Origin of the sequence: Pseudomonas sp. NFACC25 (assembly GCF_900100935.1) — a bacterium.
Classification (GTDB): Bacteria; Pseudomonadota; Gammaproteobacteria; order Pseudomonadales; family Pseudomonadaceae; genus Aquipseudomonas; species Aquipseudomonas marginalis.
In genome coordinates, this window is record NZ_FMUC01000019.1 from 1 (window position 1) to 11,553 (window position 11,553).

General features: G+C 61.4%; 9 protein-coding genes and 1 tRNA gene. 3 read left to right on the forward strand and 7 right to left on the reverse strand.

The genetic code is table 11. The features are described from left to right. Position 1: 1 nt before the first annotated feature. The 3 genes from BLQ09_RS28060 (at position 2) to BLQ09_RS28070 (ending at position 2,825) form a co-directional block, all read left to right on the forward strand. Positions 2 to 88: transfer RNA gene (locus BLQ09_RS28060), tRNA-Leu, on the forward strand. Positions 89 to 234: 146 nt separating this feature from the next. Continuing rightward, entirely contained in the window at positions 235 to 1,260 is a 1,026-nt protein-coding gene (locus BLQ09_RS28065; protein ID WP_065925621.1) for an iron ABC transporter substrate-binding protein, read from the forward strand. Then, on the forward strand, positions 1,260 to 2,825 hold the full coding sequence (locus BLQ09_RS28070) for an ABC transporter permease (protein WP_092359357.1): 1,566 nt from the start codon (positions 1,260 to 1,262) through the stop codon (positions 2,823 to 2,825). Before BLQ09_RS28065 ends, BLQ09_RS28070 begins: the two co-directional genes overlap by 1 nt. A gap of 46 nt (positions 2,826 to 2,871) precedes the next feature. Here BLQ09_RS28070 and BLQ09_RS28075 read toward each other — a convergent pair whose 3' ends face one another. From BLQ09_RS28075 to hfq, 7 genes are all read right to left on the reverse strand, one after another. Next, positions 2,872 to 4,806 carry a methyl-accepting chemotaxis protein gene (locus BLQ09_RS28075; protein ID WP_092359359.1) on the reverse strand — a complete coding sequence of 645 codons (1,935 nt, stop codon included), beginning with the start codon at positions 4,804 to 4,806 and terminating at the stop codon, positions 2,872 to 2,874. A gap of 139 nt (positions 4,807 to 4,945) precedes the next feature. After that, entirely contained in the window at positions 4,946 to 6,235 is a 1,290-nt protein-coding gene (locus tag BLQ09_RS28080; RefSeq protein ID WP_027604896.1) for an adenylosuccinate synthase, read from the reverse strand. Between the two features lie 54 nt (positions 6,236 to 6,289). Then, positions 6,290 to 7,477 carry an ATP phosphoribosyltransferase regulatory subunit gene (locus tag BLQ09_RS28085; RefSeq protein WP_092359361.1) on the reverse strand — a complete coding sequence of 396 codons (1,188 nt, stop codon included), beginning with the start codon at positions 7,475 to 7,477 and terminating at the stop codon, positions 6,290 to 6,292. Between the two features lie 293 nt (positions 7,478 to 7,770). Then, on the reverse strand, positions 7,771 to 8,637 hold the full coding sequence (hflC, locus tag BLQ09_RS28090) for a protease modulator HflC (RefSeq protein WP_010213607.1): 867 nt from the start codon (positions 8,635 to 8,637) through the stop codon (positions 7,771 to 7,773). Then, positions 8,637 to 9,812, reverse strand: coding sequence for an FtsH protease activity modulator HflK (gene hflK, locus BLQ09_RS28095; protein ID WP_092359364.1), 1,176 nt, complete (start codon positions 9,810 to 9,812; stop codon positions 8,637 to 8,639). The genes hflC and hflK overlap by 1 nt, the downstream gene beginning before the upstream one ends. A gap of 96 nt (positions 9,813 to 9,908) precedes the next feature. After that, a complete protein-coding gene (gene hflX / locus BLQ09_RS28100) occupies positions 9,909 to 11,210 on the reverse strand; it encodes a ribosome rescue GTPase HflX (RefSeq protein ID WP_027604899.1) in 1,302 nt (433 codons plus the stop codon). A gap of 12 nt (positions 11,211 to 11,222) precedes the next feature. Continuing rightward, positions 11,223 to 11,483 carry an RNA chaperone Hfq gene (gene hfq / locus BLQ09_RS28105; RefSeq protein WP_003171355.1) on the reverse strand — a complete coding sequence of 87 codons (261 nt, stop codon included), beginning with the start codon at positions 11,481 to 11,483 and terminating at the stop codon, positions 11,223 to 11,225. Positions 11,484 to 11,553 lie beyond the last annotated feature (70 nt).

The window sequence follows — 11,553 nt, forward strand, 5'->3', positions numbered from 1 at the left end:
TGCCCAGGTGGTGAAATTGGTAGACACGCCAGCTTCAGGTGCTGGTGATCGCAAGGTCGTGGAAGTTCGAGTCTTCTCCTGGGCACCAAATTCAGATCAAACCCGCGAAAGCGGGTTTTTTCGTTTCCGGGGTTTGAAAACCTCCACCAGCAATTTCCCCCCTTTGGCGCACTTGAGAAGTTTTATCGTTTATCCTTGCAATGATTTGTTGCACTCAAGTGAGGAAAACCCCGGATGATGATCCGCGATACCCGTCTCAAGACATCCCTTCTGCGTGGCCTGACCATCACTCTGCTCGGCCTGACCCTACTCTCCCCCGCCGCCTACTCCGCCGACAAAGTCTCCCTGACCCTGTACAACGGCCAACACAAAGAAGTCGGCGATGAACTCGCCAAGGCCTTCGAAGCCAGGACCGGTATTCACGTCAACGTACGCAAGGGCAGCAGCAACCAACTGGCCAGCCAAGTCGTGGAGGAAGGCGACCGCTCCCCTGCCGACGTGATCTACACCGAAGAATCGCCGCCATTGAACAAACTTGGCGAGCAAGGCCTGCTGGCCAAGATCGATGCAGGCACGCTCGACGTCCTGCCCAAGGATTACGTGGGTCGTAACGGCGACTGGATGGGCGTGACCGCACGCACCCGCGTCGTAGCCTTCAACCCCAAACTGATTGCCGAGAAAGACCTGCCCAAGTCGGTATTGGATTTCGCCGGCCCCGAGTGGCAAGGCAAGGTCGGCTTCGTACCTACCAGCGGTGCCTTCCAGGAACAGGCCGTGGCGATCATCAAGCTGCACGGCCGTGAAGCCGCCGAAGAATGGCTGACCGGCCTGCGTGCCTTCGGCAAGGTGTACAGCAACAATATGGTCGCCCTGAAGGCCGTGGAAAACGGCGAAGTAGCCACCGTTCTGGTGAACAACTACTACTGGTTTGCCCTGAAGAAAGAAAAAACCAACCTCGATTCCCAACTGCACTACTTCACCGATGGCGATGCCGGCGGCCTGATCACCGTGTCTTCGGCGGCCGCGCTGAAGTCCAGCAAGCATCCCAAAGAAGCCCAGCAACTGCTGGCGTTCATGGCCAGCGAAGAAGGCCAGCGCGTGATTACCACTACCTCGGCCGAGTACCCGCTGCGCAAAGGCATGGAATCCAACCGCGGCCTTAAGCCCTTCAGCGAACTGCAGCCGCCGAAAGTCACGCCTGCCGACCTGGGCAACGCAGAAGAAGCCCTGGACCTGGAACGTGAGGTTGGCTTGAACTGATGAACCCATCGCTACCCACCCCCGCCCTGCGCGGGGGGCTCAGCCCGCGCCGCAAGCGCCCTTCGATCTGGCTACTGCTCCCCGTCCTGCTACTGGTTGGCCTGAGCCTGCTGCCACTGGTGTACGTCGGGCTGAAGGCCTGGCAGGCGGGCTGGGCGCAGGCGGTGCATCTGCTCTGGCGCCCCTATGTGTTCGGGCTGCTGCGCAATACCCTGGCGCTGATGGTCGGCGTGACGGTGGCGTGCGGCGTGATCGGCCTGTCCCTGGCCTGGCTGCTGGAACGCAGCAATCTGCCAGGGCGCCGCCTCTGGGGTGTAGTCCTGTGCCTGCCGTTCGCGGTGCCGGCGTTTGTCAGCAGCTTCACCTGGGTATCCCTGAGCGCCCACTTCGAAGGGCTCGGCGGCGCGATCCTGGTGATGACCCTGTCCAAATACCCGCTGGTGTTTTTGCCAGTGGCCGCAACCTTGCGCAACCTGGACCCTTCCCTTGAAGAATCGGCCCGCACCCTGGGGCTGAATCGCTGGGGCGTATTCCTGCGCATCACCCTGCCCTTGCTGTGGCCGTCGCTGCTGGCCGGGGCACTGCTGATTGCCCTGCATATGCTGGTGGAGTTCGGCGCGCTGTCGATCATCGGCCTGCAAACCTTCACCACCGCGATCTACCAGCAATTCGAACTGGAGTTCAGCAACGCCAATGCCGCGATGCTTTCTGCGGTATTGCTGGTGATGTGCCTGACCCTGCTGTGGCTGGAACTGCGCGTGCGCGGCAAGGGCCGGCACGTGCGCATCGGCCAGGGCGCGGCGCGGCATGGGGAGCAGGTGCGACTGGGCAAGTGGGCGCCACTGGGCCAGGTGTATTGCCTGGCGCTGGCGATCATCGGCAGCGGCATCCCCTTGGGCATGCTCGGCTATTGGCTGGCGGTAGGTTCATCGGCGGCATTTCCAATGGCCGAGATTGGCGAGGCATTGCTGTCCTCCCTGATGCTGTCGCTGGGTGGCGCGGCACTGTGCCTGGCGCTGGCGGTACCGGTGGGGCTGCTGGTGGTGCGCTACAAGGGCCGACTGGCGATCTGGGCCGAGCGCCTGCCGTACCTGCTGCACGCCCTGCCCGGCCTGGTGATTGCGTTGACACTGGTGTATTTCGCCCTGCATTACGTGCCGGCGCTGTACCAGACCTCTGCGTTGCTGCTGATCGCCTATGCCTTGTTGTTTCTTCCATTGGCCCAGGCGCCGATCCGCACGGCCTTGAACAAGGCGGCGCCGCAGTTGGAAGAGGCTGCACGCACGCTGGGGGCATCGTCGTTCAGTGCGTTTTGCCGAGTGACGCTGCCGATTATTTTTCCGGCATTGGGTGCGGCATTTGCGCTGGTGTTCCTGGACGCCATGAAGGAATTGACGGCGACGCTGCTGCTCAGCCCTACCGGGCTGAATACCTTGGCGACTGCCGTGTGGGCACATACCTCGAATGTGGAGTTTGCGGCGGCGGCGCCTTATGCGGCGTTGTTGATAGTGGTGTCGGGGTTGCCGGTCTATCTGCTGACAACTCGGATGTACTTGAGCCGCTGAGATCGCTATCGGGGGCAAGCCCCCGATGAGGCCAGAACAGACGACGCTAAGCCCGGAACTGCCCCAGACTCGCCTTCAACTGCGCCGCCAACCCATCCAGCACCTTGCCACTGGCGGTAGTCTCCACCACCGCCTGCGCCGCACGCTCGGCCTGGGCATGGATCACCTCGACCCGGCCTCGTACCGCATGGGCGCCCTGGGCCTGATGCTCGGCGGCGCGGGTAGCCAGGCCAATCGCTGCATGCACCTGCTCCACCGAGGCCTGCACCGTCTGCTGCAAGCGCACGCTGTCGCGCAGCACCAGCAAACCTTCGTTGGCCTGGCGCCCGGCCTTGCCGATGGTTTCCACCGCCTCGCGTGCGCCCTGCTGCAACGCGACGATATGGGCCTGGATATCGCCGGTAGAACTTTGGGTCTTACTGGCCAACGCGCGTACTTCGTCCGCCACCACCGCAAAGCCCCGCCCGGTCTCGCCCGCACGCGCGGCTTCAATGGCCGCGTTGAGCGCCAGCAGGTTGGTCTGCTCGGCGATACCATGGATGACCGTCAGCACCACTTCGATCTGCTCGCTTTGCTGGGCCAGGCGCTCGATGACCTGGGACCCGGCCTGGACCTGCCCCGCCAACGCTTCGATCAAACTGCCGACTTCGGCCGACGTGCGCGAGTTCTCGTCCGTCGCCTGACGAATATCCACCACCTGCTGCAACGCCGCCTGCATGGCGTGGCTTTCGGCCTGGGCCTCGTCGGCCATTTGCGACAGCGCGCGCAAACTTTCCGCCACCTCATCACGCTGCAAGCCCGCTGCCGCATCGGCGCCGGCATTGCGCAAGGTCATGGCGCCGATTTCCACGCCGGTACGCTGGGCCACGTCGCCCGCCTCGCGCACGATAGGCTGCAACTTATCCACAAAGCGATTGACCGCCGAGGCCATGTCGCCAATTTCGTCCTTGCTGTTGATCTGCACGCGCTTGGTGAGGTCGCCCTCGCCTGCTGCCAGGTCATCCATGGCCGCGATAAGCAGTTTCAGGCGATTGACCACACGACGGCCGAGAACCACGGCGATCAGCAGCAATACGCCGAAACCGACCACCGCCAGCCCCATGCCGATGCGCCAACGCAAGGTGCCGGCAGCCTCCTGCACGGCGCCGGTGGTGTTGACGGTCATCTGGGTCGCAGTGGCTTGCGCCGACTGCAGGCGAGCGCCCATGGCCGCCGCGCTATCCGCCGCGGCACCTTTGAGGCTGTCGCCGACCAACTGATCACCGCTGGCTATCAGTGCGGAAAAACGCTTGTCCAGCGCTTGCAGATCGGCCTCGACCGACGCGGTCGACACCCCCATGAGCACCTTGCCAATCTCCACGCCGTTAGGACTGATGGACGCCTCGACGTAGAACACCGAAGGATCGTTCTTCGCGGCGTTCAGGACTTTGTCCAGGGCGCGATCGCCCTGGCCTTTTTCCAGCAACGCCTTGTTGATCGGATTTTCGCGATTCAGATAACGAGTCAGGTGCTCACCCGCCGCGTCGTCATAGACCACGAACAGCACGTTGGGATTGCGCTGGGCGCGTCGGGCAAACTCGGACAGCGTTGGCACATCGCTGTCCCACATGGCGCGGGGCGCCACCGAGGCCAGCAGTTGCGCCATATCGTTGGCGGAGTCTTGCAGGTCTTTTTCCAGGGTCGCACGCAACTGTTTCTGCTCTGCCTGCAGGCGCTCGGAAAGCCCGGCGGTCAGACGCTGACGGGTACTGGTGGACAAGCTGTCCAGGCTCGACGTGACTTCCTTGCCGGCCTGGGCCAATTCACCGGACAGCTTCTGGCTGTCGATGCCCAGGCGACTGCCTAAATCGGCCTCCAGCGCCGTGACCGTGCTCCGGGTGAGAGCGACCGCCACCAGCACTTGCACCAAAAGAGCGATACCTAGGGTAACGAACACCGGCCGCAACAGACGGCTTTGTAACAATGAGAGAACGGCAGACATCGGGAATCCCTCCACCACGGGTGCCATTAATTTGATAGCACCGCGAAAGAAAGAAACATAGCAAGGGTCGTGCCGCTTGGCATGCAGATACGACAAAGGGCTCCCGAAGGAGCCCTTTGCTTTTTACATCAATAGCTTATTAAGCGAACGGGTGACGCAGAACGATGGTCTCGTTGCGATCCGGGCCCGTCGAAATAATGTCAATCGGCGCACCGATCAGCTCTTCAACGCGCTTGATGTAGGCACGGGCATTGGCTGGCAACTCTTCCAGGGTCTTGGCACCCACGGTCGACTCGCTCCAGCCCGGCACTTCTTCGTACACAGGCTGCAGGCCCACGTAGCTGTCGGCGTCAACCGGGGCAACGTCCTTGCCTTCGGCATCTTTGTAGCCGACGCAGATGTTGATGGTTTCCAGGCCGTCGAGTACATCCAGCTTGGTGAAGCAGATGCCCGAGATGCTGTTCACATCGATCGCGCGACGCAGGATAACGGCGTCGAACCAGCCACAGCGACGAGCACGGCCGGTGGTCGCGCCGAATTCGTGACCCTGCTTGGCCAGGTGCGCACCGACTTCGTCGAACAGTTCAGTCGGGAACGGGCCCGAACCTACACGGGTGGTGTAGGCCTTGGTGATGCCGAGGATGTAGTCCAGGAACATAGGACCAACGCCCGAACCGGTAGCGACGCCGCCGGCAGTGGTGTTGGAGCTGGTCACGTACGGGTAGGTACCGTGGTCGATGTCCAGCAACGAACCCTGGGCGCCTTCGAACATGATGTCCTTGCCGGCGCGACGCAGGTCGTGCAGCTCGGCGGTCACATCCAGCATCAGCGGCTTGAGCAGCTCAGCGTATTCCTTGCACTCGGCCAGGGTCTTGTCGAATTCGATGGCTGGCTCTTTGTAGTAACCCACCAGCATGAAGTTGTGGTAATCCACCAGTTCACGCAGCTTGTCTTCAAAGCGCGGCATGTTGAGCAGGTCGCCCACACGCAGGCCACGACGCGCGACCTTGTCTTCGTAGGCCGGGCCGATGCCGCGACCGGTGGTGCCGATCTTCAGCTCGCCACGGGCCTTTTCACGGGCCTGGTCCAGCGCAACGTGGAAGGACAGGATCAGCGGGCAGGACGGGCTGATACGCAGGCGCTCGCGCACCGGTACGCCTTTCTCTTCCAGCTTGGTGATCTCACGCAGCAGGGCATCCGGCGCAACCACGACGCCGTTGCCGATCAGGCACTGCACGCCTTCGCGCAGGACGCCCGACGGGATCAGGTGCAAGACGGTTTTTTCGCCGTCGATGACCAGGGTGTGGCCAGCGTTGTGACCGCCTTGGTAGCGCACTACGGCGGCAGCATGTTCGGTCAGCAGATCAACGATCTTGCCTTTGCCCTCATCACCCCATTGGGTGCCCAGGACTACGACATTCTTACCCATAACACTTGTCCTCATTCGCGCAAACTTGGTGCCGGCGATGGCCGGCAGGAAAACTCAAGAAGCCAGTGGCGATACTTGCCAAAGCCCGTTCTGCAGAATCAATTGCCGGTCGCAGTCCGCTTCACGGGCGGCGGCCAATGGCTGCCCAGGCAATGCCTGGACAACACGCTGACCCTCACTGCGCAACTGGCAAACCTGCTGCCAGAGTGCTGCGTCCGTACTGTCGGGCATCCAGATGCCACCAGACGGCAGCTCGACCTCAGCACGCCCCAGGGTCACCAGGGTTTTCAAATCGGTGGAAAAGCCGGTGGCCGGACGCGCACGACCGAAGTCGGCGCCGATGTCGTCGTAACGACCACCTTGGGCGATGGCCTGGCCAACACCCGGCACAAACACCGCGAACACCACACCGGTGTGGTAGTGGTAGCCGCGCAGCTCGCCCAAATCAAAATACAGCGGCAACTGCGGGAACCGCGCCGACAACCGCTCAGCAATCGCCAGCAGGTCATCCAGTGCAGCCAATACCGGCGCCGGCGCCTTGGCCAGGCGTTCACGTGCAGCCACCAGCACTTCACGGCCGCCACACAGGTTGACCAGTGCACGCAGCATCTCGGCCAGATCCGCAGGCACGCCAGCGGTCAAGGCGATGACTTCATCGATCGCCTTGCGCTGCAGGGCATCGAACAGCTGTTGCTCGGCTTCACCGGACAAACCGGCCGCACGGGCCAGGCCACGGTAGATACCCACGTGACCGAGGTCCATGTGGACATCTGGCACATCAGCCAGTTGCAGCATGGCCAGCATCAGGCTGATCACTTCAACGTCGCTGCTCGGGCTGGCATCACCGTACAACTCCGCGCCCAACTGGATCGGGCTGCGGGAGGACGACAAGGCACGCGGTTGAGCGTGCAGCACGCTGCCGGCGTAGCACAGGCGGCTCGGGCCTTCGCGGCGCAGGGTGTGCGCATCGATGCGTGCCACTTGCGGCGTGATGTCGGCACGGAACCCCATTTGCCGGCCCGATTGCGGGTCGATGACCTTGAAGGTGCGCAGATCCAGGTCCTGGCCCGCGCCGGTCAGCAGGGATTCCAGGTACTCGATATGGGGGGTCACGACAAACTCGTAACCCCAGCTCTGGAACAGATCCAACACCTGGCGACGCGCTACTTCAATGCGCGCAGCTTCTGGTGGCAGTACTTCTTCGATGCCATCTGGCAGCAGCCAGCGGTCTACCGTTGCCATTACGCCATTCCCCTATGATCCGGGCGGCCAGCCCTCGGCCGAGCCTTGAGTGAAGCAGAAAATACCCGCCCCCTGCATAAACCACGCGCAAGAGCGACGTGACGAACGACCTGTTAACGGCCTCGTCGGGCACTTTCCTCGAAAAACCTGTCACGCCTGCCGAATCAAACATGCAGACGCAAAAAAGCCGGGAATTTCCCGGCTGCCGCATCATACACCCGTTTTCTGAAAGGATCACCCCGCCAGGCGTTTTAGCCGCCCGACGGAGTGCGCCCTACAAAATCACGGGCTGGTTACTTGGACTTTTCCAGGTAGCGGAAGAAGTCGCTGCTTGGGTCCAGCACCATGACGTCGGTTTTGTTCGCGAAGCTTTCACGGTAGGCACGCAGGCTACGGTAGAACGCGTAGAACTCCTGGTCCTGGCCGTAAGCCTTGGCGTAGATCGCCGCGGCTTGAGCATCACCATCACCACGGGCCTCTTCAGACTCGCGATAGGCTTCTGCCAGCAGTACACGGCGCTGACGGTCGGCATCCGCACGGATACCTTCAGCCAGCTCGTTACCCTTGGCACGGTGCTCACGGGCCTCACGCTCACGCTCGGTGCTCATGCGCTCGAACACGCTGCGGTTCACTTCCTTCGGCAAATCGATGGCCTTGACCCGAACATCGACAACTTCGATCCCCAGCTCTTTTTCCGCCATCGTGTTCAACGAACGGGTGATATCCGCCATCAGCGCATCGCGTTCACCGGACACCACCTCGTGCAGGGTGCGCTTACCAAACTGGTCACGCAGGCCCGACTCCAGACGGCGCGACAAACGCTCGTCGGCAATCTGCTTGAGGCCGGAGGTCGCAGTGTAGAAGCGCTCGGCGTCCTTGACGCGCCACTTGGCGTAGGCGTCAACCATCACGGCTTTCTTTTCCAGGGTCAGGAAGCGCTGTGTCGGTGCATCCAGGGTCATCAGGCGCGCGTCGAACTTGCGCACCTGGTTGACGTAGGGGACTTTCACATGCAGGCCCGGCTGGACATCCGCCTGGACCACGCGACCGAATTGCAGCAGCACCGCACGCTCGGTCTGAGCCACGATGTAGAAGCAGTTCCAGGCAGCGATGACCACGACGACGCCCACAATCAGGGCGGTCAGCGATTTATTGCTCATCAACGACTCTCCCTGGTACGTGTTTGCTGTTGCAGCAAGTCAGCGGCCGCACGGGCGCTCGCTTCATTGGCAGCGGCATTGGAACCGGTGGACGGTGCACTGGAGCTGCTGCGACCACCTTCGATCATCTTGTCCAGCGGCAGGTACAGCAGGTTGTTCTGCCCACCCTTGCTGCCGGTCACGAGGACCTTGCTGGTGTTGCTGAAGACTTCCTGCATGGTGTCCAGGTACAGACGCTCACGCGTCACCTCAGGCGCCTTGCGGTACTCGGCGACCAGCTTGGTAAAGCGATCCGCTTCACCCTTGGCACGGGAGACCACTTCGTCACGGTAACCGTTGGCATCCTCGAGGATACGCTGGGCCTGGCCACGGGCTTCCGGCACGACGCCGTTGGCGTAGGTTTCAGCCTGGTTGCGCGAACGCTGTTCGTCTTCACGGGCGCGGATCACGTCGTCGAACGCTTCCTGCACTTCACGCGGTGCCGCTGCGCTCTGTACGTTCACCTGGGTGACGGTGATGCCGGTGCGATAGGTATCGAGGAACCGTTGCAGGCGCTCCTTTATTTCGCTGGCCATCAGTTCACGGCCTTCGGTCAGCACCTGGTCCATGGCGGTGGAACCCACCACGTGGCGCAGGGCGCTTTCAGTTGCGTGCTGCAGGCTGATTTCCGGCTGATCGACGTTCAGCACGAAGTCCTGCAGGTTGCTGATCTTGTACTGCACGGTCAGCGGCACTTCGACGATGTTCTCGTCTTCGGTCAGCATCTGGCCCTGCTTGGTGTAGGCACGCTCACGCGTGACGTTCTCCATGTACTTCTTGTCGATCGGCGGGAAATAGATATTCAGGCCAGGACCGACAGTCTCGTAGTACTTGCCGAAGCGCAGCACCACGGCTTGCTCCTGCTCGTCCACGACGTATACGGCGCTGTACAGCCATACGGCCGCCAGCACGACAAGACCCAGGCCCAGCAGGCCGTAGCCGCCGCCCTTGCCGGTGCGACCACCTTCATCACCACCCCGTTTTTTTCCACCACCGAACAACCCATTCAGGCTTTCCTGCAGCTTTCGGAAGGCCTCGTCGAGATCTGGTGGCCCCTTGCGGTCGCCATTATTGCGGCGCTTACCACCCCAAGGATCCTGATTATTCGAGTTGCCACCCGGCTCATTCCAAGCCATAGCGCTCTCCATCTGATAAAGCAAAGACGCACCCACGGCGCGCCGACCAATGCTACAGAATGCCTGCTACTGCGGCACAACCGCTTTCGGAGGCTTTTATTGCAAAGTGTGTTGTTCGATGAACTCTGTCGGTACTACGCCTTCACGGCTGACCAGCCGATTGAGCTCCGAGCGCGGCAATCGAACGGCCAGCAAGCTGACACCTTCTTCGTCGTGTTCTTCTTTCTGTACCGCGCCCAGCTCGAAAAACTGTGCACGCAGTCGAGCAAAACGCTGAGGCAAGCGCAAGGTGCCGACGAACAAATCGCTGCCGAGCAATTCGGCAATGGCTTGTTCAAGCAGCTCCAAACCACTGCCATCGCGCGCCGACAGCCAGACCCGCTGGGGCTTGCCGTTCTCGTCGCGCTGGATTTGTGGCTCGACGCCTTCAAGCAAATCGAGTTTGTTATAGACCTCGAGGATCGGCAAGTCCTGGGCGCCAATCTCGCCCAGCACGACCATCACCTGTTCAATCTGCAACATGCGATCCGGTTCGGCCGCATCGATCACGTGCAACAGCAGGTCGGAATTGCTCGACTCCTCGAGCGTAGACCGAAATGCCTCGACCAGCTTGTGGGGCAGGTGCCGAATGAAACCCACGGTATCGGCCAGGACAATCGGCCCCAGGTCGTCGATATCCAGACGGCGCAAGGTCGGGTCGAGGGTCGCGAACAGTTGGTCAGCCGCGTACACGTCCGATTTGGTCACGTTGTTGAACAGCGTGGACTTGCCGGCGTTGGTGTAGCCCACCAGCGATACGGTAGGGATATCGGCACGCGAACGGCCACGTCGCGATTGCTCGCGCTGGCTGCGCACCTTCTCCAGTCGGCCCTTGATCTGACGCAGGCGAACCCGCAGCAGGCGCCGGTCGGTTTCCAACTGGGTTTCACCCGGGCCCCGCATGCCGATACCGCCACCCTGACGCTCAAGGTGAGTCCAACCGCGAACCAGCCGAGTGCTCATGTGGTCAAGCTGGGCCAATTCGACCTGGAGCTTGCCCTCATGGGTACGGGCGCGTTGGGCGAAAATATCGAGAATCAGGCCGGTGCGGTCGATCACGCGACACTCGAATACACGTTCGAGGTTACGTTCCTGACTGGGCGTGAGGGTGTGATTGAAGATCACCAGATCGGCTTCTTCGGCATGGACCAGGTCGCGCAGTTCCTCGACCTTGCCGCTGCCAATCAGGAATTTGGCGGTTGGCCGATGACGCGGCACGTTAAAAAACGCAACGGTCTCGGCGCCGGCCGAATTTGCCAGCTCCTGAAACTCCTGCGGATCTTCGCGCGCCTCAGGGTCCTGTCCATCCAAGTGAACGAGGATGACTCGCTCACCACCACCGTGGCGCTCAAAGAACAAAGGAGACTCCTATCAGGCGTTACCTGGCTCAGCGTCAGCTGCATCATCACCGGCGGCGCTAGGCAGACGGATTGGACGAACTGGAACCACTGTCGAGATAGCGTGCTTGTAGACCATCTGGCTGACGGTGTTTTTCAGCAGGATCACGAACTGGTCGAACGACTCGATCGTGCCTTGCAGCTTGATACCGTTGACCAGGTAGATGGAAACCCCCACTTTCTCTTTACGTAAAGTATTCAAGTAAGGGTCTTGTAGCGAATGCCCTTTTGACATGTGCCGCACTCCTTTAAGGATCAATAATAAAAAATCGGAAAATAGATAGCTTATGGCCGTCACACCCCCA